The organism is Mucilaginibacter sp. L3T2-6 (genome assembly GCF_030519355.1).
GTDB lineage: Bacteria > Bacteroidota > Bacteroidia > Sphingobacteriales > Sphingobacteriaceae > Mucilaginibacter.
Genome location: NZ_JAUMKC010000003.1, coordinates 159841 through 185795 on the forward strand (window position 1 = coordinate 159841; position 25955 = coordinate 185795).

Consider the following 25955-nt stretch of genomic DNA (forward strand, 5'->3'; position numbering starts at 1 on the left):
TACCTGCGCAATAATAAGTGTTAATTTATGTTAATATTTTCGAACACTAAAATTATAGTTATATTTTAGTGCGGGAAAACCTTATATATGAAATTCACAATTGTACTATTAACCGCCTGTCTGTTATTGTCTTTTTCTGCCTCTGCACAAACCCCCTATACTGTTAAAGGCTCAGTGATCGACACTACCACCAACACTAAACTGGTAAATTCAACGGTAAGCGTGCTTAACGCAAAGGACTCCACCCTTGTGCGCTTTACACGTGTAAATTCTGCCGGGGCATTTTCGTTAGATAACCTAAAAAAAGGAAAATTCATCCTGCTGGTTACTTACCCGGAGTTTGCCGACTATGTGGAAACTTTCACGCTCGATTCAGTTAACACTAAACACAATTTCGGCAAGATCAGCATGCTGCTAAAAGCCAAGCTTTTGGCGGATGTTGTAATTAAAGGCACCCGCGCCGCTATTAAAATAAAGGGCGACACAACGGAGTTCGACCCGCGCGCATTCAAGATACAGCCTAACGCAACCGTGGAGGATTTGCTAAAGCAACTTCCTGGAATACAGGTAGATAAAGACGGTAAAATTACCGCCCAGGGACAAACCGTACCGAAAGTACTGGTTGACGGGGAGGAATTTTTTGGCGATGACCCTACGCTGGTAACTAAAAACCTCCGCGCCGATATGGTGGATAAGGTTCAGCTTTATGACAAAAAGAGCGACCAGGCTACATTTACCGGTATTGATGATGGCGAAAAAACCAAGACCATTAACGTGCAGCTGAAGGCCGACAAAAAGAATGGTTATTTTGGTAAGGCAGAGGGCGGCGTCGGCACCGACGGCTATTACGCCACGTCCCTGATGTTTAACCGCTTCAAGGGCAAAACTAAATTTTCTGCCTATGGCATAATGGGCAATAACGGCAAGGTTGGCCTTGGCTGGGAAGACTCTCAAAAATATGGCAACGGTACAGGGAATGTGGAGTTTGGCGACGATGGTGGCGTAATGTTTTTCTTTAACGGCGGCAGCGACGACGGCCTTGATTCATTTAGCGGGCAATATAACGGACAAGGCATTCCGCTTGCGCGTACCGCAGGAGTACATTACGATACCAAATTCAACAAGGATAACCAGGCACTGAACCTGAACTATAAAATTGGATCATTAACTGTGGACGGCACAGAAAACACCCTGAGTCAAAATAACACGCCCGAAGGCCCGATAAACAGTAACTCAGACAGGAATTATCATAATTACATTTTCCGCCAGAAATTGGACGGTATGTACACAATTAAGTTTGATACCACCCAGAATCTTAAAGTAACTTTTGATGCGACCCTAAAACATGGCCAAACCCTAAGTAACTACGATTATCAAAGCCAACGTGCAGACGGCAGCATGATCAGTACTAACACCCGGGACGTGATTAACAATACCAGTGGCAAGATATTCGACATGAGCGCCTTTTATACTAAGAAGTTTAAGAAAAAAGGCCGCACATTCTCTCTGAGTCTTACCGAGAATGTAAACCAGGCGGATGCACATGGCTTTTTGAAGTACAACCAGAATTTTTTCAATGTTGCCGGCGTTAACGATAGCACAGCAGTTACCGATCAGTTTAAAAGCAGTAAAACCAACAGTGCGGTGCTAACCACCAATGCTACCTACACCGAACCGCTGGCCAAAGACTTTTCGCTGATTGTTAATTATGCCTTTAAAACCAGCCATGGCACATCAGACCAGCGGTCATTCGATCAGTCTGTACCTGGCGATTACAATGTCCAGGTTGATTCACTGAGCAATGACTATCGACTAAATGAAATTTCAAACCAGGTGGGCGCCAATTTCAACATAAAATCAAAAAAGACTTCCCTCAATTTCGGGACACGCGTATCCAGCGTAAATTTCGATCAGCTTAACCAGTTCACCAATGTGCCGTTTAAACGTACCTTTATTAACTGGGCACCTCAGGCATTTTTCCAATATAGGATAGGTAAACAGGAGTCAATTTATGCTTATTATAACGGCAATACCACTCAACCCAGTATTAACCAGATTCAGCCGGTAGCTAATAACAGCAATCCTAACAATATTGTGGTGGGTAATCCAGACCTGCGACCATCATTCGGAAATCGGTTCAACCTGTCTTACAATTCTTATAAAGTAATCAGCGGGCAATCTATTGGTATATATGGCAGCTATTCGTTCACCAGTAATCCCATTATCAGCAATGTTAAAACCGATGTGGAGACTGATAAGTCCGTTAGCCAATATGTAAACCTGACCAACAAAACACCTTTCAACTTTAATTTCAGCGGTTATTATGATAAAAAAATAAGCGGAATTGATCTTAATGCCGGCATTCGTTTATCAGGCAATGGAAGTACTTCGTATAGTATATCAAACGATGTGCTGAACAAAACTAAGTACAACACTTATTCCGCTCAGCTGAATTTCTCCAAGTACAAGGAGAAGAAGTATGACTTTTATGCTTCTTTCGGCCCGAGCTATACATTCAGTAATTCGTCATTGCTTACAAATGTTAATAACAACGGCAGGGGCTTCAGGGCCGACGGTAACGTAAACTTTTACCTTCCGGGCAAATTCCAGATAGGCTCGGACGTTGAATATCAATACACAGCAAAAACACAAACTTTTAACCAGGACTTAAAAAAGACCCTGCTGAATGCTAGTCTGGTAAAAACCTTTTTTAAGAACGACGACCTTAAACTAGCTTTAACGGCTAACGACCTGCTGAATCAGAATGTTGGGTTCAGTCGTACGGTTCAGGGTAACTATATACAGCAGGATAGCTACACCACTATTAAAAGATATTTTATGTTTACCGTTACCTGGAATTTTAACAGCATGAACGCCCTGAGCGCAAAGAAATAAAATGAAGATGAAAATTTTAGCAATAATCCTATCGGGCTCGTTACTGCTTTGCTTAACGCCTGCTTTTGCCCAAAACGCCCATTTTACTAATTCGGGTGTAATAGAGTACGAGAAATCGGTAAACATGTTTGCCCTGCTGAAAAAACAGGTAGAGCAATACAAAGACGACAGTTTTCTTGAACAGGCCTATGATTCATACCGTAAGAGCCAGCCGCAGTTTAAAAAACTGAAAAGCACACTTAGTTTTAGTGACGGCAGAACTGAGTTTGTTCCAGCGGAAGCAGAGGAAAGCCGGATGTTTTTCAGTAACAATGCCATGGTGAACCAAAATAACACCATTTTTACCGACTGTAATTCCGGTACGTTTGTCAGCCAGAAATCGGTTTTTGAAGAAACCTTTTTGGTAAAAGATAGCACCCGAAAAATCAACTGGAAAATAACCGACGAGACCCGCGAGATTGCCGGTTTTATGTGCCGACGCGCCAACGCCCTTATTCTCGATTCTATTTACGTGGTTGCATTTTATACTGAAAGAATCCCGACGCCGGGTGGGCCCGAGTCGTTCACAGGCCTGCCTGGCATGATATTGGGAGTAGCACTTCCGCACGAAAATATTACCTGGTTTGCCACCAAAGTGACTGAAAAGGTTGTGGACGAAAAAGCATTGACGCCGCCCAAGAAAGGTAAGCCTACCGACAATAAGGGCCTTCGCAAAACGCTCGATAATGCCATGAAGGATTGGGGCAACTGGGGCCAAACCTACTGGAAAGCATTTTTGATATGACGGTTTGAATTTTGGTTTGAAGCAAAAGTAGCTTCAAATTTCATATCTTCACCTGCGGAACCGGAAACCTTGCTGGCGAGGGACGTTAGCTGTCAAATTCATGCAGACAAAGTTATTGTGTTGGCGGACAGCGAAGCGGAAAGAAATATGTAAGTTAGAGCGGGCAAAGCGCTAACTATGCTGGAAAATGAACAAGAAACGCTTAGAAATAAAAGCGCTTGCATTTTTAGTATACGGTTACGTCATGTTATATCAAACTTCGTCTATGTTCGACCTGCTGCTGACTAATATCGCTAAATATATTCACCTTACGGAAGAAGAGAAAGTAACGTTTGTTGCGTGCCTCAAGCCCATTCAAATAAAACGCAAACAATTTGTGCTGAATGAAGGCGAAATATGCCGCAACTCTGTTTTCGTGAATAACGGCTGCCTGCGCGGATTTACTGTCGACAAAAATGGCATTGAACATGTTTTGAGTTTTGCGCCCCCAGGCTGGTGGATTGCCGATATGTACAGCCTGATTTCGCAAAAGCCCGGCATATTAAATATTGAAGCACTGGAAGATACTGAAGCTCTCATTCTGTCAAAAGCGGGGCAGGAAAAGCTATACCACGAAATACCCAAGTTTGAGCGTTTCTTTCGCATCCTCACCGAAAACTCGCTGGTAGCCAACCAGCAACGCATTATTGATAATATGAGCCTGACTGCAGAAGAGCGGTACAGCATTTTCTGCAAGCGTTACCCAACGCTTATTGATCATCTTCCGCAAAAACAGATCGCATCTTACATTGGTGTTACACCAGAATTCTTTAGCAGGATGCGTGCTGAAATGGTTCGAAAAAAAAAGTAATAAAGCATTCCGGTTTTCACATTTTATTCTCAGTTGTCATTCGGCTGCATTTCTTAATCTACATCATGTTTTCCATCAAAGCCAGGCCGTAAATTTGTTCTGTCAATCAAAAAGAGGAACAATTAAAATGGCGAACACCGTATTACATAAAGCCGAAACCCGCGGGCATGCAAGCCACGGCTGGCTTAACAGCTACCACTCATTCAGCTTTGCAAGCTATTATAACCCCGAGCGGATGCACTTTGGCGCATTGCGCGTTTTAAACGACGACACCGTTGCCCCCGGCATGGGCTTTGGTAAGCACCCGCACGATAACATGGAAATTATCTCGATCCCGCTCGAAGGCGACCTGGAGCACAAAGACAGCATGGACAATGTTGCCGTAATAAAAAATGGCGATATACAAGCTATGAGTGCTGGTACAGGCATATTCCACAGCGAATACAACAAAAACCGTGAGCAGACTGTAAAATTTCTGCAGATATGGGTTTATCCCAATAAAAAGAACGTCGAACCCCGTTATGACCAGATTACCTTAAACCTGGAAGACAGGCACAACAAATTGCAGCAAATACTTTCTCCAAATCCAGGCGATGAGGGTGTATGGATTCACCAGAATGCATGGTTTCATCTCGGCAAATTCGACAAGGGCTTGAGTACAGAATATACCGTTAAAGGTAAAGGCAACGGCGTTTACGTGTTCGTACTTACCGGGGATGTAACGGTTAATAACCAACTGCTGAACACCCGCGATGGTTATGGTATCTGGGATACTGATAAATTCACTATCACCGCCGAAACCGATGCGGAGTTTTTGCTGATGGAAGTGCCGATGGAGTTTTAATTTGGTGAAAGGATAAAGGCGAAGGGCGAAAGGAGTGCGAAGCGGTGTTGAGTGCGGAATAATTTGACTTTTACATCCACCTCCTTTAATGCTTCCGCTTTTTACTTTTCGCCTTTCAGCTAAAAATATGAAGACACAAATTTTGGCCATTGGCAGGCACCCTGAAATACTTCAGACGGTGGTACGGCTTGTAAATACCAATCCCGAATGGGAATGCAAGGGGGTTAGTACCGATGATGAGGCGGTGCTTGCATTCAGTATCCAAAGCTATAACATGGTGTTGTTGGGCGGCGGTATTGAAGAAGAAAGCGAAGAACGATTATGTGCGGCATTCAGGGCAATTAATCCGGACATTATCATTGTACAGCATTACGGCGGCGGTAGTGGTTTGCTTACAGCCGAAATTTACGAGGCGTTGGCCCGGTGAAAGGTGCTGTGGCCGACATATGCTTCGGAACATCAAACAGGCGTCAAGTTTAATATTATTCACACTAAAATCAAACGAAAATGAGCACAATTAAAGTAAAAGACGGAACTGAAATTTATTACAAAGATTGGGGAACCGGTCAACCGATCGTTTTTCATCACGGCTGGCCTTTATCCGGCGACGATTGGGATGGACAAATGATGTTTTTCCTGCAGCAGGGATACCGGGTGATAGCTCATGACCGCCGCGGACACGGCAGGTCCAGCCAGACAGCGGTTGGCAATGATATGGACACTTATGCTGCTGATGTGGCTGAGCTTGTTGAGGCGCTCGACTTAAAAGAGGCAATACATATCGGACACTCAACGGGAGGCGGAGAAGTTATTCGCTATGTTGCAAAACATGGAAAAGGGCGTGTGGCCAAAGCTGTGCTGATAAGCGCCGTTACACCGTTAATGCTACAAACCGAGAGTAATCCCGATGGCATCCCGATGTCGGTTTTTGATGAAATACGCGAGGGTACCGCTACCAACAGGCAGCAATATTTCCAGGATTTTACGCTTCCGTTTTACGGTTATAACCGCGAAGGAGCGAATATAAAGCAGGGAGTTAGAGACAACTGGTGGCGCCAGGGAATGATGGGAGGAATAAAGGCGCATTACGACTGTATCAAAGCCTTTTCGGAAACCGATTTTACAGAAGACCTCAAAAACGTAGATGTACCTGTGTTGGTGATGCATGGCGAGGATGACCAGATAGTTCCGTTTGCGCTTACTGCCTTAAAGGCCGTGAAGCTCCTTAAAAACGGGTCACTTGTATCATACCCCGGTTTTCCGCATGGTATGCCTACTACTGAAGCTGCCACCATTAATAAAGATCTATTGGCGTTTATTAAAGCTTAAACCCAAAGTTTGAACTTATACAGCCTTGAATCAAAGATTTAAGGCTGTATAATTACTTGTTCCTCGTTTAGATGTCTTTGAAGCTTTTTTTGGTGAACACTTGCATTTTAAGCCTTAAATTTGAATAAAACTATCTAATATGAGCGGAATCAGGAAAGAAGACATCAAACAGGAAGTGTTTGACCTTTATGACGACTATGCGCACAGCCGGGTAAACCGCCGTCAGTTTGTAGAGAAGCTATCATTGTATGCCGTAGGGGGACTGACTGTACCGGCGTTGATGAGCTTTTTAATGCCGGATTATAAAAGTAATATTGAGGTTAACCCGGACGATCCTCAGCTAAAATCTGAATATATTTATTACGACTCTCGGAAAGGTGGTGGCAAAATAAAAGCGCTACTGTCAAAACCGGCAAATGCGAAAGGGAAATTAGGCGGTATTGTAGTGGTTCATGAAAATCGCGGGCTTAACCCTTACATAGAAGATGTGGCCAGGCGGGCGGCTCTTGCAGGTTTTATCACTATCGCGCCGGATGCACTTACTCCGCTTGGCGGCTATCCTGGTAATGATGACGCCGGGCGCGAGATGCAGGCCAAGCGCGATAAGGGCGAAATGGAACAGGATTTTATCGACGCGTTTAATTACCTAAAAAATGATAAAGACTGCAACGGCAAGGTTGGGGTGGTAGGCTTTTGCTACGGCGGTGGTATTGCCAATATGATGGCGGTGCGAGTTCCGGACCTGGCGGCAGCTGTTCCGTTTTATGGCGCCCAGCCTGCTGCCGATGAGGTTCCTAAAATTAAAGCGCCCCTGTTACTCCACTACGCGGCGCTTGATAGCCGTATCACCGGCGGCTGGCCGGCATACGAGGCCGCCCTAAAGGCTAATAACAAGCAATACCAGGCATTTATATACGAAAATGCTAATCACGGGTTTCATAATAACACTACGCCCCGTTATGATAAAGCAGCGGCAGAACTGGCCTGGAAGCGTACCATCGATTTTTTTAGAGAATACCTGAAGTAGAAGCGGCGCTTTATGTATCAGTAGTAATTAGCACACCAAACCGGGATTTGGATAGTTATCGCTTTGGTCTTCGGCAACATTGTCGATGCATTGAAAATCCTTTTCAACCAGCAGGTAAAGCGGGCCTTTTTGCCCGAAGCCAACCTTGTCTGTTTCTATCCACTCATCTACCCAATTGGAGGGCATAAATATGGTGATCTTGTTATTTGTGAATTCGGCCCATAGGGATGGCGCGTTACCTTTTTGCAAAGCATAAGTCAATTGCGATGGTCCAAAATCCACTATCTCTTCTATATAGCCATCCTGCCCAAACCTGGCTATGTCCGGCATCGATAACCTGTATCTTACCGAATTTCCTTTAATGCGCACTTTCATAAGCTTCCATATTTACAATATCTTTCAACTCAACTACATTCCCGATAATAATAATGGCGGGATAAGTTAAACCATTATCAGCAGCTATTGCCGGCAGATTTTTAACCAGCCCCGATGCTGACTTTTGATGTTTAAGCGATGCATGCTGTATAATGGCCGCCGCAGTTTCTCCCCTGCCTTCACGTATATAGGTCTCAGCAATCGAAGCGAGTTGTTTCATGCCCATATAAATTACTACAGTGGCGTTGCTCTGCATGGCCAACCGCAAATCGGCCGATAAGGATCCATCTTTTTTAGTGCCGGTCAGCATCCAAATGCCTTCGCTGATAGAGCGGTGTGTAAGCGGGATATCTTCCAGCCCGCAAGCCTGCATGCTGGTAATGCCTGGAATAAAATGGGTTTTAATGCCCAGCTGCCGTGCAAAAATGATCTCCTCAAACCCCCTGCCGAAAATAAACGGGTCGCCTCCCTTAAGTCGTACCACCTTGCCCTTGTTAAAGCAGAAATGCTTTATCATATCAAGAATTTCTTCCTGCGGGGTATATTTTCCATAAGGCTGTTTGCCTACATATATTTTATCGGCAGTTCCGGGGGCTATATCGAGTAATTCTTTATTCGCCAGGTTATCATATAGTACAACATTCGCTTGTTGCAATACTTTATATCCTTTAATCGTAAGCAAATCAGGATCGCCTGGACCTGCACCTAATACGAATAATTCGGGAATCGTTTCTTTTCCATTCATTTTATCGTTATTAAATCAAAAAAATGTCAACATTATTTATAAATAGAAATTTTTTGCCAAAATTATCTAACAATTATGATTTAAATCATAAAATTATCGCAAAAAATGAGTAATATTTTATGTTTTTATTATAGAAATTATAAAAATAAACTATTTAGATTAAATATCATTGACATTTTTTGATTAAAGCCAAAAAAATACCGAACATTGTTATACTAAATGCAGGCTGGTCGCAAATTTGAATGCGTTTAGTTAATAATTGCTTTAACAATTAAAAAAAATATGTCGAAACCGACCATTATAGTAGTTGGCAACGGTATGGTTGGCTACAAATTTTGTGAAAAACTTGTGGCCAGGTCGTCTGATTACGAAATTATAGTATTTGGCGAAGAGCCCCGCCGCGCGTATGACAGGGTTCACCTGAGTGAATACTTCGCAGGTAAATCAGCAGAAGGCCTTTCGCTTTCGACAGGTGCCTGGTATTCTGATAATCGCATCAAGCTCTATCTTGATGATCCAATACAGGAAATCAACAGGACGGCAAAAACAATTCATTCGTTAAAAGGACTAAGCCTAAAATATGACTACCTGGTACTGGCGACCGGCTCGTCGGCTTTTGTGCCAGACTTGCCCGGCGTTGAAAAGGAGGGTGTGTTTGTGTACCGAACCCTGGAAGATCTTGACTTGATAAGGGCCTACGCAGTTAATGCAAAGAGGGGCGCCGTGATGGGCGGCGGCCTTCTTGGCCTGGAGGCAGCCAAGGCGCTGATAGATCTCGGTATCGGCGAAACTCACGTAGTTGAATTTGCCCCGCGGTTAATGCCCCGCCAAATTGATTCTGCCGGCAGTTTGATGCTGCAATCCAAACTTAAACAATTAGGGCTGAATGTTCACCTGAATAAAACCACTACCCATATAGCGGGTGAACACAAAATAGAGGCCTTAAAATTTAATGATGATACCGACCTGCCGGTTGATATGCTTATAATAAGCGCCGGTATCCGCCCGCGCGACGAATTGGCCAAATTAGCGGGCCTGCAGACAGGCACGCGCGGCGGCATTATTGTTAATGAAAAAATGCAGACCAGCGATGCGTCGATTTTTGCTATTGGCGAGTGTGCGCTGTATGAAAATGTGATTTACGGCCTGGTTGCCCCGGGTTACGAAATGGCTGATGTTGTTGTATCGCAATTGATGGGTACAGAAAAATCATTCCATGGATTTGATATGAGCACCAAGCTTAAGCTGATAGGTATTGATGTTGCCAGCTTTGGCGATGCATTTATAACCGAACCAGATTGCCGGACGATTATTTTTGAGGATACCCATAAAGGCGTTTATAAGCGGATTAATATCAGCAATGATGGCAAATACCTGCTCGGCGGAATCCTGATTGGAGAAGCCGAAGCATATAACATGTTGCTGCAGACTGTCAATAATAAATTGGTGTTGCCGCCCAATCCGGGCGACCTGGTGCTTGGTCCGCGGGTTGAAAGCGGAAGCGAGGGGGTGGGTGTATTGAGTCTTCCGGACGATGCGTTGATCTGCTCGTGCGAAGCGGTAACTAAGCTGGCTATCTGTAGTGCGGTTGAGGATGGTTGCGATACCATTGATGGTATAAAAAAATGCACCAGGGCGGGCACTGGCTGCGGCGGCTGCCTTCCACTGGTGAAGGATCTGATTGCCGGAACCATGAAGGCTAATGGCCGGTATATTAAAAATGTGATATGCGAACATTTTGACTACTCCAGGCAGGAGCTTTATGATTTGGTTAAAATAAATCAGCTAAAAAGTTACGACCTGGTGCTTGATCATTTCGGCAAAGGCGACGGCTGCGAGGTTTGTAAACCGGCGGTAGCCAGTATTCTTTCGAGCTTGTGGAATGATGTGATTGTGAAGCAGGATACCATACAGGATAGTAATGACCGTTTCCTGGCCAACATCCAGAAAGGCGGCACTTACTCAGTAGTTCCGCGTGTGCCGGGTGGCGAAATTACTGCGGATAAATTAATCGTATTGGGGCAGATTGCTAAGAAGTATGGGCTTTATTCCAAAATAACCGGCGGGCAGCGCATAGACTTATTTGGCGCGCACTTAAACGACCTGCCGCTGATATGGGAAGAGCTGGTAGATGCAGGTTTTGAAAGCGGTCACGCGTATGGTAAGGCACTCCGAACAGTGAAAAGTTGTGTAGGCAGTACGTGGTGCCGTTTCGGTTTGCATGACAGCGTTTCGTTTGCCATTGAAATTGAGGAACGGTATAAAGGTATCCGCGCTCCGCATAAAATAAAAGGCGGCGTAAGTGGCTGTATTCGCGAATGTGCCGAAGCGCAATCTAAAGACTTTGGTGTTATCGCCACTGAAAAAGGCTGGAATCTTTATGTATGCGGCAACGGTGGCTCAAAGCCTCAACACGCGCAATTGCTGGCTGGTGATATCAGCAAAGAAACATTGGTTAGATACCTCGACCGTTTCCTGATGTTTTACATCAAGACCGCCGACCCCCTGGCCCGCACCGCTACATGGCTGAATAAAATGGACGGCGGCCTAAGTTACCTTAAGAACGTAGTTGTAAATGATAGCCTTGGCATTGGCGCGCAGCTGGAAGAGGAAATGCAATCGTTGGTGAACAGCTACCATTGCGAGTGGACTGAGGTGGTTAATAGCCCGGAGTTGCGAAAGCGTTTTGCACATTTTATTAACGCGCCGCAGGAAAAAGATCCGACGGTGAAATTTGAGCCGATGCGCGAACAACTGAAGGCAAAGTGGTAGAGGGGGTTCAATGGTAGATAGCCCCTTGCTTGTGTTGCTGCCAATGTTTTGCTCCTAACGGAGCTGGTGGACATTTGGACGCTGGATAAACGACACCGATTGGTTGATATTTCGGATTTAGATTTTAATATTTTTTAGCATATGGAAACATTAGTTGATTTAAAATGGATAATGGCTTGCTATAGCGATGACATTCCTGAGAACGGTGGGGCCTGTATTAAGCATGGCGATGAGCAAATCGCCATTTATAACTTTTCGCGTCGCGGCGAATGGTTTGCAACCCAAAACCTATGTCCGCATAAGCAGCAGATGGTTTTGTCGCGCGGCATGATAGGCAGTACCGGCCATGCTTGCGAGCCAAAGGTAGCCTGTCCGTTTCATAAGAAAACATTTTCGCTGCTGACCGGCGAATGCCTGAGCGGGGAAGATTTCCGGATAAAAACCTACCCCGTTAAAGTTCACGATGGGAGGGTTTATATAGGTGTGGCTGCTTAATTAGCGGCTGTTACCGACCGGCTAGTTTTGCAAGTTTACGCAGATTGGTTATGGCGATACTTTTGCCCGATACTGCGATCAGTTTCTCTTTTACCAGCTCATTGATCATGCGGAAGACGGTTTCGTAGGTCGCCCCGGCGAATGATGCAAGGTCCTGCCGGCTGAGGTTGGTATTAATGAATCCGGCTTCAGTTTCGCCGAATAGCTCTTTTAGATGAAGAAGTGCGTCAGCAACTCTGCTTTTTACGGGCATATGAACCAGGTTGCGCATCCTTTTTTCAGACTCGTAAAGCTCTTGTGCGAAAAAGTGCAATAACTCACTCGCAAACCCACTGTTGGTTTTAAGTGTAGCTTCGAACAATTTATTATCAATAAAACAAACGGTACTTGGCTCGAGCGCTGCGGCAGATATGGGATAAACGAAATTATTGCCTAATCCCCGGTGGCCGAGCATCGCGCCACCCTTTGCAAAACGTATAATTAAATCCTTGTCTTCATTCCATTTCTTGTACACCTTCATGCTGCCGGCGTAAACGAAGTACACACCGGTAACAGGTTCACCTTCTTTAAAAAGGACTTCTCCTTTTTTAAGCTTGAGGTTCTTTCTTCCGGAAAATATTGCCGGACGCCATTCTTCCAGGCAATTTTGGCACATAAAACAGCTGTCGGCCTCACAAATCGAAATATTTTTCCTCATTTTTTTTGGATTTGTGTAAATAATACACTTTGAACGACATGTAATTGATTCAAGATGCGAATTTGTGATTGTAAATAACTAATATTTCCTAAGATTTTAATTTTTTTTTACATCATTTTGAATTATTTCATTTTCAATGTAAAAAAACGACGTTTATTAATTGTGATGCTACTTAATATCAATTTTTTATTGAAAAAAGTCCTTAAAATAAAATGTAAAACTCGTATTTAAAGTTAGTTGTGTCTCAAAATAAATTTAAATTTTCGTAAAAAATAACTTAAATATAATATATATCATAAAAATTGGTCGTTTTAGGATTTTTTATTGCGAAAAAACATTAATAAAGGTATATTTACATTAATGTCATCGAAATAAATATCAAAGAATAAAAATTTAACGCTTATGGTTGAAATATAAATAGAAAATAAAAAAAATCCCCGCCCGGAGGTCGCACTCCAGGCAGGGCTAACAGTTTTTCTTGCTTTAACATAAAAAAACTACATCAAATGTACAAAAATGTATTAAATCAATGCATTGTTGTGCTTATTGTCTTGTTTGGGTCGTCTTTTTCGGCATTATCTCAAACACTAAGCACAACCACGCCGGGAATAGCGTCTGGCGGCAAGCAATCGGATCATCCTCCGACGGAAAACGCTGCCGCTTCCAAACCACAAGAAGCAGATACCACATGGAAGCCCGTTCGGCGCCCCTGGGGATATGCCTTTGGCGACTTTTACTATAATGCACACGCTGATGCGGCCAACCGCGGCGCTGAAACGAATTACAACGGTGTGCCCAAATACCGCAATGCCTTCCAGTTTCGCCGTATTTATTTAGGGTACGATTACGACATCAACAAAAAATTTTCAGTAGAACTATTGCTGGCCTCTGAGCCATCGGCAAATACCAATCCATCAGCGGGTACCGCCATTTCGGGAGGAGATAATCTTGCCGATAACAAAATGTCGTTTTATATCAAACTGATCAACCTGCGCTGGAAAAATATATGGAACGGTACGGACCTTATTGTCGGAAACCAATGGACGCCGGGCTGGCCTTTGCTTACGGAGAAGATATGGGGTTATCGTTTCATAGAGAAAACGGTAGCTGATGTTCACCGGAATAACCCATGGGACTTTGGCGCCGGCTTGCAGGGTACATTCGATCCAGGCACTAAGAACTTTGGCTACGACGTGTTGATCGGGAACAATACGTCGTCCAGCCTTTTATCCGCGGCGAATGCCAATACCGGATTTTATAAGGCATTTTACGGGGACGTGTACGCTAAATTTTTCGATCAAAAACTGGTTATAGACCTGTACGCCGACTATATGAAAACCGCACCGGCCACGGCCACTGTTGGTGGGCAAGCCCGGAATACGGTGAAAGGGTTTATTGCTTACACTACACCTAAACTTACATTCGGAGTGGAGGCATACACGCAAAAAATAGCCAATGCCGTAACCAATAAGGCTACAAAACTGGCTGAAGATGCAACCATAAATGCCATATCAGTTTATGCTCATGGGGCCATTTATAAAGATAAGTTAAGGTTCTTCGTGCGGTACGATAGCTACAACCCCGACAAGGATTTTATTGCAGCGGATACTTATAACATAAATACTAACCTGCCGGCTTACAGCCCCTTTACCAAAGAACAATCATTGTCGGGCGGTTTAGACTTTATACCGGCCAAAGCCATACACTTTTCGCCTAACGTGTGGTACATCAGCTATCACGACCAGAGAAATTCAATCGTAAGCGGCTACCTGCCTAATGACCATGTTTTGGTTTACCGGCTTACCTTCTTTTACACTTTTGGTAAATAACATGCTATGAAAAATCAACTCACCAAACTCAATATATTTTCGCTGAAGGGCGTACAGATGCGCACTTTTCATATCACCTGGTTTATGTTTTTTGTGTGCTTCTTTGGTTGGTTCGGCCTCGCGCCGCTTATGCCGACGATTCGCGCAGAGCTTCATTTAACCAAGGCGCAGGTAGGTAATATTATCATCGCTTCAGTAGCTTCCACAATTATTGCCCGCCTGGTTATAGGCAAGCTATGTGACATTTGGGGGCCAAGAAAAACCGCGGTGCGATTGCTGCTGGTTGGCTCCTTACCGGTTTTTTTGGTAGGGCTGGCGCATGATTACACTACCTTTTTGTTATTCCGGCTGGCTATCGGGGTTATCGGGGCATCGTTTGTAATTACCCAGTTCCATACCTCTATGATGTTTGCCCCCAATATTAAGGGCACAGCTAACGCGGTGACGGGCGGCTGGGGCAACCTGGGCGGGGGCGTAACCAATATGGTGATGCCGCTGATTTTTGCAGCTATAGTGGGCTTTGGTTATACCAGCGCCGAAGCCTGGAGATTCGCCATGATTGTACCGGGCGTATTGATGCTGACGATTGCCTTTTTGTATTTTAAATATACGAAAGATACGCCCGAAGGTAATTACGACGAGATTGGTTTTATCAAACCCAAATCAGCCAAGACTAATTGGGCGGTATTGGCCGACTGGCGAATCTGGGCCCTTACTTTGGCTTATGCCATGTGCTTCGGTATGGAAATTACTTTTGATAATGTTGCATCCCTGCACTTTGTCGATTCGTTTCACCTGTCGCAGAGCAGCGCCGGGTTCTGGGCAGGCGTATTCGGTTTCATGAATATTTTCGCCCGGGCTTTGGGTGGCATAGTATCAGATAAGGCGGGTAGTAAATTCGGCATGCGTGGCAAGGGACTATTGCTCGCCGGAGTTCTGCTGCTGGAAGGCTGCGGCCTGTTGATGTTTGCACATGCAGCCTCATTTGCATCTGCAATTGCTTTTATGCTGTTGTTCGCGCTCTTCCTTAAAATGTCAAACGGGGCTACTTATGGCATCGTTCCATTTGTCGATACAAAAAATGTGGGCCTGGTGGCAGGTGTTGTAGGTGCAGGCGGCAACCTGGGGGGCATGCTGTTTGGCTTCCTGTTTAAATCATCATCCATTACTTACATACAAGCGTTCACTTACATCGGTTATGCGGTTATTATGGTATCGCTCATCATACTTGTTACCCGTTTCCGTAAAGATACCGCTGTACAGGAAGAAACCCGGCCTGCTATAGCCGGGAGCATAGCATAATTATATAATGTCTGTAAATAAAAATGCCAACAACAAGCTAACTTCCACCTGCTGCTACTGCGGGGTTGGCTGCGGCGTTGTTATTAGCAGGGAGAAAAATGGCGCCATTTCGCTGGAAGGTAACAAGGACTACCCAGTGAATAAAGGAATGCTTTGCAGTAAGGGGATGAACCTGCATTATACGGTTAACGACCGCAGCGACCGCCTTTTGCACCCGCAAATGCGATACAACCGGAGCATGCCGCTGGAAAGGGTAAGCTGGGATGTCGCGCTGGATAGAGCCGCTGCCGTTTTCAAAACTTTTATCAATAAATACGGCCCCAATTCCGTGGCCTTTTACGCTTCTGGCCAATGCCTTACCGAGGAATACTATGTTATTAATAAGCTGATGAAGGGCTTTATCGGAAGCAATAATATCGACACTAATTCGCGCCTCTGTATGAGCAGTGCGGTGTCTGCCTATAAAATGGCTTTGGGCGAAGATAGTGTTCCGCTTTGCTATGACGACATTGAGCTGGCCGATTGCTTTTACGTGACAGGTGCTAACCCGGCCTGGTGCCATCCTATTTTATGGCGGCGGGTTGAAGCACACAAAGCCGCTAACCCAGATATAAAAATTATCATAGTTGACCCGCGTGCGACCGACAGCTGTTCAATAGCCGATTTGCATTTACAGATTAATCCGGGAACAGACATTACTTTGAATCACGCTATCGGGAGGATATTGATTGAAAACGGCGATATTGACGGCGATTTTATCCGTAGCCATACTTCGGGTTTTGAGGCGTACAGTGCATTGGTTTTTGAGCGCACGGTATGCGATGCCGCAAAAATATGCGGTCTTAATGAAGAAGATATCCGGCTTGCCGCTGCTTACGTCGGCGAAGCAAAAGGGTTTATATCGATGTGGACGATGGGCCTCAATCAAAGCGCTATCGGCGTAAATAAAAATTTAAGCCTGATTAATCTTAACCTGGTAACAGGGCACATAGGCAAGCCTGGCTCGGGGCCATTGTCACTTACGGGGCAGCCGAATGCCATGGGAGGCCGCGAAGTAGGCGGACTGGCAAATCTGCTGCCCGCTCACCGTGATTTGAATAACCCGCAACACCGCGAGGAGGTGCAAAAGTTCTGGGGCGGCGCTGCTATCAACCCTGCTCCCGGCCTTACTGCGACTGAAATGTTTAAAGCGCTGGATGACGGACGGTTAAAAGCTATCTGGATATTGTGCACCAACCCAATTACCAGTTTGCCGAATGCCAGGCTGGTTGAGCAAGCGTTAAAAAAGGCAAAGTTTGTGGTAGTGCAGGAAATCAGCAGCAAGCCTGAAACACTGGCTTTTGCCGATGTGATACTCCCGGCAGCGGCCTGGGCAGAGAAGGATGGTACGATGACAAATTCCGAAAGACGCATCAGCTACCTGAACAAAATAATAGAACCGCCGGGTGAAGCCCTGCCAGATGCTGAGATTATCTGCCGTTTTGCGCAAAAGATGGGCTATGAAGGCTTCGATTTCGAGAATGCTGCGGCGATATATGCAGAACATGCACGACTGACATCGAAAACCAATATTGACATCAGCGCCCTTAGCCACGAGACTATAAAAGAGCTAGGCTCGGTGCAATGGCCTTATAAAAAGAAAGGCAGGGCAGCCGGTACGCCCCGTTTATTTACCGAGAAGACATTTTACACTTATTCGCAAAAGGCGATAATCCATGCGGTCCCGGATACCCTAACCAGCGAAAAGACAAATCTTGACTATCCTTTTGTCCTCACTACCGGTCGCATACGTGATCAGTGGCATACCATGAGTAAAACAGGCAAGGTTAATAAATTGAACCAGCATTTGAAGGAGGCTTTCGTAGAAATAAACCCCGGAGATGCAGAAGGGTTAGAGCTCAATGATGGTGACATTACGGTTATCAACTCACCCAGGGGAGAAGTGCGTGTGAAGGCAAAGATTACACCGGGTATAAAAAAGGGCGTTATTTTTTTGCCGATGCACTGGGGCAAGATATTAGGTAATGATCTTAACCGCGCCAACAACGTTACCCACGATCTCGTCGACCCGATATCGAAGGAACCTGATTTTAAATATTGCGCGGTTAATGTTCGAAAATATAAAAAGCCTCTTCAGCGGATTATTATAGTAGGAGCGGGGGCCGGGGCGTTTGGCTTTGTAAAGTCGTACCGCGAGCTGAACCCGGATGATGAAATTGTTATTTTCAGCAAGGAGGATTTCCCATTTTATAATCGTGTGATGCTACCAGATTATATCAGCGGTGAATTGCGCTGGGAGCAGCTGGTAAAAATGAACGACACTGAAGAGCCTGCTTACAATATCCGTTTGCTGCGGGGTGTAAGCGTTGAAGAGGTTGATCGCACCAACAAGCAGGTTAGTGATTCGCGTGGCCGTAAACATGCATATGATGTCCTGGTGTTAGCTACCGGCAGCCGCCCCTCTCTGCCGAAAAATGCTCCGGCGCTTGGGGGTATATTTACCATGCGCAGCCGGGTTGATGCCGACAATTTTAAAAAGCACATACCGGCGGGTGGCCATGTGGTAATCGTAGGCGGTGGCTTGCTTGGCTTAGAGATGGCGGCAGCCCTTCGGGAGATGGGTGTACGGGTGACGATTATTCACCGGACGTCAAGGTTCCTGAACAAACAACTTGATGCGTTGGGCAGCCAGCTATTGAGTGAAGAAATGGCTGACCAGGGCTGTGATATTTTTTTTAACGACGAGGTGCAGCTTTACTATGGGCGCTCTAAACTAACCGGCATCGGTTTACGCAGCGGACACAAAATTGATTGCGATGCAATGATTATAGCTATCGGCACCTCGCCTGATATTGGCCTTGCCAAAAATAGCGGGCTGGATTGTAAGCGCGGTGTTATTGTTAACGAACGTATGCAAACCAGCGACCCTGATATTTATGCTATCGGCGAAATTGCCGAGCATGAAGGCAATCTTTACGGCTTCACCGCAGCAGCCGAACAACAGGCCGAAATAGTAGCGAAATATCTGAATGGAGATATTGCCAGCTATTATAAAGGTACAACGCCAATGAATATCATTAAAATACATGGGTTCGATCTGTGTAGCGTCGGTATACCTGAATGCCCTGCGGACGGTAACTACGAAGAAATTATTTTTATAGATAAAGCCCGTCGTTATTATAAAAAATGTATGGTTCAAGAGGACAGGCTGGTAGGGGCAATTCTGGTTGGCGACAAAAGCGAATTCCTGGAGTTCAGACACTTGATAGCTAATAAAATTGAGCTGAGCGAAAAGCGCCTGCAGTTGCTGCGCAGTGGTAACAAAGCCGAGCCGGTGCTTGGGAAATTGGTTTGCAGCTGCAATAACATAGGGAGCGAGAATATCAACAAAAAAATTGCGGAAGGCTGTGATAATATGAAGGACCTCTGCGCGTCTACCGGGGCCGGAACAGGTTGCGGCTCCTGTCGGCCGGAAGTGAAGCGATTACTGGAGGGGGCGTTAAACGTCCTGGTTCCGCAGAAATAAAAATATGGAGCATATCATCAAGATAAATCTTACAGGGGGCTACGTTTCTGCCGGCGATTTGTATGAAATACTGCTGATTGCCGAAAGCGCAGGTGCGAAGCATATCCGATTTGGTAACCGCCAGCAGTTGTATATCAATATTAGTGCTAAAGAAATTGAAGGCCTGGAGATGGAAATCCTGCGGATGGGAATAAGTTATGAGTTGGATGCCGATACGTATCCCAATATCATAAGCTCGTATGTGTGCGACACTATTTTTAGCAATGAAGGCTGGTTGAAAGAGGGCGTTTACCGCGATGTCTTCGACTTGTTTAATTATCAGCCAAAGCTTAAAATAAACCTGGTTGACCAGCAGCAAACTTTTGTTCCTTTTTTTAGCGGCAATCTCAACTTTATCTCGTCGGAAGTAAGCAATTACTGGCATTTTTATATCCGTTTTCCCAAAAGTAACCAGTTTTATACCTGGCCTTCGCTGGTTTATTCAGACGATATTGCATTACTGGCAAAAGCGTCGGAAGATGTGATTTTCAGCCATAAAGAACTGTTTTTTGATGTTCCGAAAATTAATGAACTGTTTTTTTATAAAATGGTCAGTTCCAGAATACCCACTTCGCTTACCCAACGCAGTGAACCTCTTAAACTGCCGGATTTTTACTTACCCTATTATGAAGGCTTTAATAAATACGGCAATAATAAATACTGGCTGGGAATTTACCGGCGCAATGAATTGTTTCCACTTGATTTTTTGAAAGATGCCTGTGCTTTATGTATAAAGACCAGGATTGGCCAAATTTACACCACCCCCTGGAAATCAATCATTATAAAAGAGATCGAGCAAAACAACCGTATAGAATGGGGGAAGATATTGGATAAATTCCGTCTTAATGTACGTCATGCAGCCAATGAGCTTAACTGGCAGATAGAAGATCTATGCGAAGAAGGCCTGAATTTAAAACACAGACTTGTACGTGAATTTGAGGACGCAGACATGCGCACTTACAGGCTAAGTTTCGCCATTAAAACACAAGCCCAGACCGGGCTGCTTGGTTCAGTGGTGATTAGGAAACAGTCGGCTGGCAGTTTTGCTATCCAGCATACACGCGATTTCAATCCTAACACCAAAGACTTTGCTCAATATAAAGAGAACGTGGAAGAGGGCTGCCTAGCAAATCATCTTGCAGAGCTTTGCAGACATTACTACTCGATGACTGTTAAAGATACAGAAAGCGCCATTGTACCCAAACCGGCTTCTGAAGCTGGTAATAATGGAAATCATCATCCGGTGTACCAATGTAAAAATTGCCTTAGCATTTATGACGATCGATATGGCGACACAATGAACGGAATTTCGAAAGGCGTTGCCTTTGAAACTATAGAGGGTTACGTATGTCCCGTGTGTGAATCGCCGAAAGAAGACTTTCTAATTAAACTTGCATAAATCAGATTGTTCCATGAAAGCAAGGTGAATAAGTTCAAATAAAAGATAAAAAAGTCTTTTAATTTCATTAAATCATCTTATATTTGTTGCGCAATGGGAGTGTTTTCAAAAACATGCGAATATGCTATAAGGGCTGTTTTTTTTATTGCCCACAAAACTGCTTCTGGCGGCCGGGTGGGAATCAAAGAAGTGGCGGCTGGTATTGATTCGCCCGAGCCGTTTTTAGCAAAAATACTGCAGGACTTGAGTCGCAAGGGTATAGTCCAATCGGCGAAGGGCCCAAACGGCGGGTTTTATCTTGACGCAGATGCGCTCAAACGTCCGCTAACTGATATCGTGGAAGCCGTTGATGGCAATGCACTTTTCACAGGCTGTGCGCTGGGACTAAAACAGTGTTCAGAAGTAAAGCCATGCCCGCTGCATGGCCAGTTTAAAATTATTCGCGGCGAAATACACGAACTGCTAGAAACAACAAAAATTGGAAAGTTTAACCAGGAACTGATTTTGGGCATCAATGCATTAAAGAAATAAAAAAATTTGTTATTATAAAAGATAAAAAGGTCTTAATATATCAATAAAATGAAAGATATAGCTACTATAGAAGACATTAAAGTTTTTGTAAACGAGTTTTATGCGAAGGTGCAGGAAGACGACTTGATAGGGCCGGTATTTTTGCAGGTTATTGGCGACTGGCAACCGCATCTCGAAAAGATGTACGCCTTTTGGAATGCGGTATTATTTGGCGTTGCCGGGTTTAAGGGCAATCCCTTTGCAAAACATGCACCGCTAAAAATCGGACAGCACCACTTTGACCGTTGGCTGATTCTTTTTGGCCGAACTATCGATACACATTTTGAGGGCCCTGTTGCTGATGATACCAAAAACAGGGCAGGTCTTATGGCCGAAATGTTTTTACACAAGCTGCGCTACATGGCCGACGCAAAAAGAGTTATAGTTTAACATGGAAAATAAAAGCAACATTCAGCTCACCAGGAGCATTCTTACAATTTTTTGGCTTGGCTTTTTTATGGCGATCAGCTTCATGGAGGCGCCGCTGAAATTTACGGCGCCGCACCTCAGTATGGCCGAAGGACTGCAAATAGGCAAATTGGTTTTTGGAATGCTCAATGTCTGCGAGTGGGGATTTCTGGCAGTCATTGCGATTACCTGCCTTATTCAGAAGCCGCAAAAGGCGGAGGGCCGGCTGATTGTTGTTGCAGCGTTGATCATGACGCTTGAGACCTTTTGGCTGCTGCCTGCATTAGGCAAAGATGCCGATAAAATTATAAACGGCCAGATTGTGACCGGGCACAGCCTGCACTGGGGCTACGTTGCCTTTGAGCTGATTAAAGTACCGGTGCTTTTATTAACCGGCATCACAGGTATGCGTTCGCTTTTAAATCAGCGCCGACTAGCCATCTAAACAGTGTAATCAGCTAAAAAAGCAAAACAATGACCATATACGAAGTTTTAGCGCAACTGGAAGAAGCCAATGCGCCGGTAATAAAAACACTGCACACGCATGCGGCAGGCGAAACACTGGCATTAGGGTTTAAAAGCGGAATGACATTGAAAGGACACCGCGCAACCGTGCCTGCCAGGCTGCTGGTAATTGATGGTTCGGTTAACTACCGGCAGGAAGGGGTATCCTTAACGCTCGCTAAATATGCTGACCTGGATATTCCAGTGGATGTCCCGCATTCCGTGCAAGCGCTTGAAGACAGCCTTTGCCTCCTTCTGGTTGCGAAATCGGGATTTTAACCATATCCATAATAATCAAACAAATAATATCATGAATACTATTGAATTAAACCCAACCGCCGAACTGGCCGATAAAGAGGTTATTGCCGCAAGCAAAACTTCACTTTACAACCGCTTCAATAAATTCGCTGAAAGCCAGGCCAAAAACCGGGCCGGTTGGTTTATGGCCTCTTTACTTTGGCAGGGGGTATTGTGTCTGCCTGTTCCGGCTTTCCTGTTGTATTATTACAATGCGCCGATCTGGGTATTATTTATCACAGTGCTATTGTTCTTCATCAACCTGGTAGCAGGCATGGCGGGCACAAAAACCACTACGGTGCTTGGTTTACTGATAGCCGGCACGCTGGTAAACCTGACCATGGTGGTGGCATTCGTAATTTGAGATTTGCTTTTATTTTTAAGGTCCTCAGCCCTCAATTAAGTATGTTGGAGGCTAAGGACTTTTTGTTTACAGTCTTTCAAATCGGGCATTCAGCAGCAATAAATAATGAGCATCACCAACAAACATTCTTAATGGTTGTTGATATTGATACGAAAGTCTTACTTTTATGGCGCACTCCATTTACTTTTAATGACCAGATTTGATCGAAACCTCCGGCTTGGATACGGTTTTTCTATAACGATACTTTTGGTGATAAGCCTGGTGTCATTCATTACACTGCAGCTTTTGTTGAGCAGCAATCGTGCTGTGGCACACAGCGACCAGGTAATTGAGAAGCTGGAGAAGGTGCTTTCGGTTATGAAAGATGCCGAAACCGGGCAGCGGGGTTTCCTGCTCACGGGCCGGAGTGAGTACCTGGAGCCCTATAACGGCGCTTACCATGAAGCCTTGTTGCTCAGCAGCGAACTCGGCCGCCTCACCGCTGGCAATAACCGCCAGCAGGCACATATAAACCTGATAAGGAAAGTTCTTGACCAGCGGTTAAATATCCTGCAGCGTATGGTTGAAGAAAAGCAACAGGGCAGGCTAATTGCAGCCGAAGACCTTGATGCCGGCAAAGCCGCTATGGATGAACTGCGGAAAGCAATAGCACGTGCTGAAGCAGACGAAAGATTGCTGATGAATGAAGGCAATGTTACTTTTAGCCGGTACACAGCACTGGTGCCCGGTTTTATTATCCTGGCAGCATTGGTAGCTGTTGGTATCGGCCTGTACTCGTACCGAAGCATAAGCGCTGATTTTCGGGAAAAAGAACGCCTGCGGGCTGAGATTGAAACGAGGGAGCAGGAAGCCGTAGCGCTAAACGAGGAACTTAAATCGGCTAACGAAGAAATTACCGCCGCTAACGAGGAGCTTACCTCTGTTAATGCAGAATTGCTTGAGGCGCGCGAAGAGCTTGCTGCGTCGAATGAGTTGCTGGAGCGGCGCGTGGAAGAGCGTACCCTGGCCCTGAAGGAAAGTGAAGAGCAAACGCAGGCGCTGAACGAGGAACTGATGGCGACAAACGAGGAATTGGCCAAGAACCATCGTCGCCTGCGCGAACTGGTAGACGAACTGCGCCTGGCTGATGAGCGCAGCGCTAAACTGGTTGCTATTGTAGAATCGTCTGACGATGCTATTATCGGCAAGAACCTTGACGGTACAGTAACGAGCTGGAACCGCGGCGCCCAGCAGATATTTGGTTATACCGAGGCCGAAATAATAGGCAGGTCCATATTAACGCTTATACCGGAAGACCTGCAACACGAGGAACCCGTTATTCTTCAGCAGTTGCGCAACGGCCAAAAGATAGACCATTATGAAACCATACGGCGTACAGCGGATGGCAAACTGATTTACGTTTCACTTACCATATCGCCTATCCGGGACAAGGAAGGCAATGTTGTTGGCGTATCAAAGATTGCCCGCGATATTACCGACCAAAAACGGAATGAAGAACGCAAAAACGATTTTATCGGTATGGCAAGCCACGAGTTAAAGACACCATTAACTTCACTTACTGCGCTGGTTCAGGTGCTGCAGAAGAAACTGAAAGACAGCCCAGACCCTTTTATACCGCAGGCGCTTAACAAAGTTAGACTGCAAACCAAAAAGATGAGCAGCCTGATTAACGGCTTTCTCAATATCTCACGACTGGAATCGGGTAAGCTGGAAATCATTAAGCAATCGTTCGATCTGCGCGAACTTATTAATGAAGAACTGGATGAAATACGGCTTACGGTAAACAGCCACACCTTTACTTTCGAGCCGGCAACCCAGGTTATTATTGAAGCTGACCGAGAAAAAATCGGCTCGGTGGTGTCTAACTTGTTATCAAACGCTGTTAAATATTCACCGCGTGGCAAATTGGTAAACGTGAGTTGCACATTGCTAAACGCGGAGGTGCAGGTAAGCGTGACCGACGAAGGCATGGGCATCCGCCCGCAAGACCTGTCCCGAATCTTTGACCGCTATTACCGCTCGGAAAGTGAGCACACCCGCAACATATCCGGTTTTGGAGTAGGCCTGTATCTCAGTGCAGAAATCGTTCGCCGTCACAATGGCCGTATCTGGGTAGAAAGCGAAAAAGGCAAAGGCTCGACATTCTACTTTAAGCTCCCGGCGTAAATTTTATACTGTCGCGCAGAACGTTTGCGACCTTAGCAGACCGTAAACTTAAGGCTCCTTTAAGATCTGCAGATATGCTGCCTGGCCTTACGCCCGGTTCGGAACTGGTAATAACCGTTAGCTTACCGTACCATTAGAGGCGGTGCCGCAAGTCGGCCGGCTTGTATGTCAATTGTCCCAGATAAAGCACGTAGTTTCACTCATCCGGGAATACTACCCGGTTCAATCGTGCAAAACGCCCAGATGCTACCGTTTTCAAAACTGTAATCATGCTTAATCTGCCTGCTGGTTATATTACTTACAGCCTGCAGTAGGTGCATGAGTTGAAACCATTAACATGCCTGGCATGAAATGCCAGGGACAAGAGCAGGGGGGCATGATGGTACGGCTTTAGCATTTTGCTTTAATGGCCTTACTTGCGGTTTGCAGTCTTCATTGTAAACAACTGCGCGTTAATTTTTTATTCATTTTAAATCGTTTTTGTTATGCTTTTACCATTTGCTTTTATTGCTATCGCTGTTTTTCTGGTGCTGGCTATTATTCTGATTGTACGGAAAACCAAAGGGAAAGATGAACGGCGCAAGGGCGTATAGAACGCCTCTTGATATTTTATGAAAAATTAATTAGCACGCGGGATGGCGATGTTGCCTAATGTATTTAACGCAATTAAATAGCGTATTTACCACTATAAACAATCTTTAGTGTTAAATCGTTTAATTTCAAGTTAATGCTATGAAA

22 protein-coding genes are annotated in these 25955 nt (G+C 45.1%); 19 read left to right on the plus strand and 3 right to left on the minus strand.

All coding sequences use genetic code 11. From position 1 onward, the window contains the following. The first annotated feature begins 87 nt into the window (after positions 1–87). The 7 genes from Q3W13_RS05090 (at position 88) to Q3W13_RS05120 (ending at position 7729) form a co-directional block, all read left to right on the plus strand. Positions 88–2895 carry an outer membrane beta-barrel family protein gene (locus tag Q3W13_RS05090; RefSeq protein ID WP_302861855.1) on the plus strand — a complete coding sequence of 936 codons (2808 nt, stop codon included), beginning with the start codon at positions 88–90 and terminating at the stop codon, positions 2893–2895. Positions 2896–2902: 7 nt separating this feature from the next. Next, positions 2903–3679 carry a GLPGLI family protein gene (locus Q3W13_RS05095; protein WP_302861856.1) on the plus strand — a complete coding sequence of 259 codons (777 nt, stop codon included), beginning with the start codon at positions 2903–2905 and terminating at the stop codon, positions 3677–3679. A 187-nt stretch (positions 3680–3866) separates the two neighbouring features. Continuing rightward, a complete protein-coding gene (locus Q3W13_RS05100; protein ID WP_302861858.1) occupies positions 3867–4529 on the plus strand; it encodes a Crp/Fnr family transcriptional regulator in 663 nt (220 codons plus the stop codon). Positions 4530–4656: 127 nt separating this feature from the next. Next, positions 4657–5373: a pirin family protein gene (locus Q3W13_RS05105; protein WP_302861859.1), complete on the plus strand. Its 717-nt coding sequence runs from the start codon at positions 4657–4659 to the stop codon at positions 5371–5373. Positions 5374–5500: 127 nt separating this feature from the next. Beyond that, positions 5501–5800 (plus strand): hypothetical protein, encoded by a 300-nt coding sequence (locus tag Q3W13_RS05110; RefSeq protein WP_302861860.1) that lies wholly within the window; start codon positions 5501–5503, stop codon positions 5798–5800. An 80-nt stretch (positions 5801–5880) separates the two neighbouring features. Further along, positions 5881–6702: an alpha/beta fold hydrolase gene (locus Q3W13_RS05115; protein WP_302861861.1), complete on the plus strand. Its 822-nt coding sequence runs from the start codon at positions 5881–5883 to the stop codon at positions 6700–6702. Between the two features lie 139 nt (positions 6703–6841). Continuing rightward, positions 6842–7729, plus strand: coding sequence for a dienelactone hydrolase family protein (locus Q3W13_RS05120; RefSeq protein ID WP_302861862.1), 888 nt, complete (start codon positions 6842–6844; stop codon positions 7727–7729). A 27-nt stretch (positions 7730–7756) separates the two neighbouring features. Here Q3W13_RS05120 and Q3W13_RS05125 read toward each other — a convergent pair whose 3' ends face one another. After that, positions 7757–8104, minus strand: coding sequence for a hypothetical protein (locus Q3W13_RS05125; protein WP_302861863.1), 348 nt, complete (start codon positions 8102–8104; stop codon positions 7757–7759). Beyond that, entirely contained in the window at positions 8088–8849 is a 762-nt protein-coding gene (gene cobA / locus Q3W13_RS05130) for a uroporphyrinogen-III C-methyltransferase (protein WP_302861865.1), read from the minus strand. Before cobA ends, Q3W13_RS05125 begins: the two co-directional genes overlap by 17 nt. 282 nt (positions 8850–9131) lie before the next feature. On the opposite strand from cobA, the gene nirB reads away from it, so the two are divergent. Further along, positions 9132–11621 carry a nitrite reductase large subunit NirB gene (gene nirB, locus Q3W13_RS05135; RefSeq protein WP_302861866.1) on the plus strand — a complete coding sequence of 830 codons (2490 nt, stop codon included), beginning with the start codon at positions 9132–9134 and terminating at the stop codon, positions 11619–11621. Positions 11622–11762: 141 nt separating this feature from the next. Then, positions 11763–12116: a nitrite reductase small subunit NirD gene (nirD, locus tag Q3W13_RS05140; RefSeq protein ID WP_302861868.1), complete on the plus strand. Its 354-nt coding sequence runs from the start codon at positions 11763–11765 to the stop codon at positions 12114–12116. A 10-nt stretch (positions 12117–12126) separates the two neighbouring features. On the opposite strand, the gene Q3W13_RS05145 is transcribed toward nirD, so the two are convergent. Beyond that, the gene (locus Q3W13_RS05145) at positions 12127–12813 is read right to left on the minus strand and encodes a Crp/Fnr family transcriptional regulator (RefSeq protein ID WP_302861869.1); all 687 of its coding nucleotides are present in this window, start codon (positions 12811–12813) and stop codon (positions 12127–12129) included. A gap of 506 nt (positions 12814–13319) precedes the next feature. On the opposite strand from Q3W13_RS05145, the gene Q3W13_RS05150 reads away from it, so the two are divergent. The 10 genes from Q3W13_RS05150 (at position 13320) to Q3W13_RS05195 (ending at position 25217) form a co-directional block, all read left to right on the plus strand. Next, positions 13320–14642: a hypothetical protein gene (locus Q3W13_RS05150; RefSeq protein ID WP_302861871.1), complete on the plus strand. Its 1323-nt coding sequence runs from the start codon at positions 13320–13322 to the stop codon at positions 14640–14642. 6 nt (positions 14643–14648) lie between these two features. Beyond that, positions 14649–15944: an MFS transporter gene (locus Q3W13_RS05155; protein WP_302861873.1), complete on the plus strand. Its 1296-nt coding sequence runs from the start codon at positions 14649–14651 to the stop codon at positions 15942–15944. Positions 15945–15951: 7 nt separating this feature from the next. Continuing rightward, complete coding sequence (locus Q3W13_RS05160) at positions 15952–19470, plus strand: nitrate reductase (RefSeq protein ID WP_302861875.1); 3519 nt, start codon at positions 15952–15954, stop codon at positions 19468–19470. A 4-nt stretch (positions 19471–19474) separates the two neighbouring features. Further along, positions 19475–20908: a rubredoxin gene (locus tag Q3W13_RS05165; RefSeq protein ID WP_302861876.1), complete on the plus strand. Its 1434-nt coding sequence runs from the start codon at positions 19475–19477 to the stop codon at positions 20906–20908. Positions 20909–21001: 93 nt separating this feature from the next. Next, complete coding sequence (locus tag Q3W13_RS05170) at positions 21002–21439, plus strand: Rrf2 family transcriptional regulator (protein ID WP_302861878.1); 438 nt, start codon at positions 21002–21004, stop codon at positions 21437–21439. A 48-nt stretch (positions 21440–21487) separates the two neighbouring features. After that, positions 21488–21868: a group III truncated hemoglobin gene (locus Q3W13_RS05175; protein ID WP_302861879.1), complete on the plus strand. Its 381-nt coding sequence runs from the start codon at positions 21488–21490 to the stop codon at positions 21866–21868. A 1-nt stretch (position 21869) separates the two neighbouring features. After that, complete coding sequence (locus tag Q3W13_RS05180) at positions 21870–22331, plus strand: hypothetical protein (RefSeq protein WP_302861880.1); 462 nt, start codon at positions 21870–21872, stop codon at positions 22329–22331. A 29-nt stretch (positions 22332–22360) separates the two neighbouring features. Next, complete coding sequence (locus tag Q3W13_RS05185) at positions 22361–22669, plus strand: hypothetical protein (protein WP_302861882.1); 309 nt, start codon at positions 22361–22363, stop codon at positions 22667–22669. A gap of 31 nt (positions 22670–22700) precedes the next feature. Then, positions 22701–23051 (plus strand): hypothetical protein, encoded by a 351-nt coding sequence (locus Q3W13_RS05190; RefSeq protein ID WP_302861883.1) that lies wholly within the window; start codon positions 22701–22703, stop codon positions 23049–23051. Between the two features lie 189 nt (positions 23052–23240). Next, complete coding sequence (locus tag Q3W13_RS05195; RefSeq protein WP_302861884.1) at positions 23241–25217, plus strand: PAS domain S-box protein; 1977 nt, start codon at positions 23241–23243, stop codon at positions 25215–25217. Positions 25218–25955 lie beyond the last annotated feature (738 nt).

Excerpts from the sequence above, each read along its gene's own strand:
- Q3W13_RS05150 (WP_302861871.1), top strand. The coding sequence starts at position 13,320 with ATGTACAAAAATGTATTAAATCAATGCATTGTTGTGCTTATTGTCTTG.
- Q3W13_RS05090 (WP_302861855.1), top strand. The coding sequence starts at position 88 with ATGAAATTCACAATTGTACTATTAACCGCCTGTCTGTTATTGTCTTTT.
- Q3W13_RS05100 (WP_302861858.1), top strand. The coding sequence starts at position 3,867 with ATGAACAAGAAACGCTTAGAAATAAAAGCGCTTGCATTTTTAGTATAC.
- Q3W13_RS05165 (WP_302861876.1), top strand. The coding sequence starts at position 19,475 with ATGGAGCATATCATCAAGATAAATCTTACAGGGGGCTACGTTTCTGCC.
- nirB (WP_302861866.1), top strand. The coding sequence starts at position 9,132 with ATGTCGAAACCGACCATTATAGTAGTTGGCAACGGTATGGTTGGCTAC.
- Q3W13_RS05120 (WP_302861862.1), top strand. The coding sequence starts at position 6,842 with ATGAGCGGAATCAGGAAAGAAGACATCAAACAGGAAGTGTTTGACCTT.
- Q3W13_RS05160 (WP_302861875.1), top strand. The coding sequence starts at position 15,952 with ATGTCTGTAAATAAAAATGCCAACAACAAGCTAACTTCCACCTGCTGC.
- Q3W13_RS05105 (WP_302861859.1), top strand. The coding sequence starts at position 4,657 with ATGGCGAACACCGTATTACATAAAGCCGAAACCCGCGGGCATGCAAGC.
- nirD (WP_302861868.1), top strand. The coding sequence starts at position 11,763 with ATGGAAACATTAGTTGATTTAAAATGGATAATGGCTTGCTATAGCGAT.
- cobA (WP_302861865.1), bottom strand. The coding sequence starts at position 8,849 with ATGAATGGAAAAGAAACGATTCCCGAATTATTCGTATTAGGTGCAGGT.
- Q3W13_RS05110 (WP_302861860.1), top strand. The coding sequence starts at position 5,501 with ATGAAGACACAAATTTTGGCCATTGGCAGGCACCCTGAAATACTTCAG.
- Q3W13_RS05180 (WP_302861880.1), top strand. The coding sequence starts at position 21,870 with ATGGAAAATAAAAGCAACATTCAGCTCACCAGGAGCATTCTTACAATT.
- Q3W13_RS05125 (WP_302861863.1), bottom strand. The coding sequence starts at position 8,104 with ATGAAAGTGCGCATTAAAGGAAATTCGGTAAGATACAGGTTATCGATG.
- Q3W13_RS05190 (WP_302861883.1), top strand. The coding sequence starts at position 22,701 with ATGAATACTATTGAATTAAACCCAACCGCCGAACTGGCCGATAAAGAG.
- Q3W13_RS05115 (WP_302861861.1), top strand. The coding sequence starts at position 5,881 with ATGAGCACAATTAAAGTAAAAGACGGAACTGAAATTTATTACAAAGAT.
- Q3W13_RS05185 (WP_302861882.1), top strand. The coding sequence starts at position 22,361 with ATGACCATATACGAAGTTTTAGCGCAACTGGAAGAAGCCAATGCGCCG.
- Q3W13_RS05195 (WP_302861884.1), top strand. The coding sequence starts at position 23,241 with ATGACCAGATTTGATCGAAACCTCCGGCTTGGATACGGTTTTTCTATA.
- Q3W13_RS05170 (WP_302861878.1), top strand. The coding sequence starts at position 21,002 with ATGGGAGTGTTTTCAAAAACATGCGAATATGCTATAAGGGCTGTTTTT.
- Q3W13_RS05155 (WP_302861873.1), top strand. The coding sequence starts at position 14,649 with ATGAAAAATCAACTCACCAAACTCAATATATTTTCGCTGAAGGGCGTA.
- Q3W13_RS05095 (WP_302861856.1), top strand. The coding sequence starts at position 2,903 with ATGAAAATTTTAGCAATAATCCTATCGGGCTCGTTACTGCTTTGCTTA.
- Q3W13_RS05175 (WP_302861879.1), top strand. The coding sequence starts at position 21,488 with ATGAAAGATATAGCTACTATAGAAGACATTAAAGTTTTTGTAAACGAG.
- Q3W13_RS05145 (WP_302861869.1), bottom strand. The coding sequence starts at position 12,813 with ATGAGGAAAAATATTTCGATTTGTGAGGCCGACAGCTGTTTTATGTGC.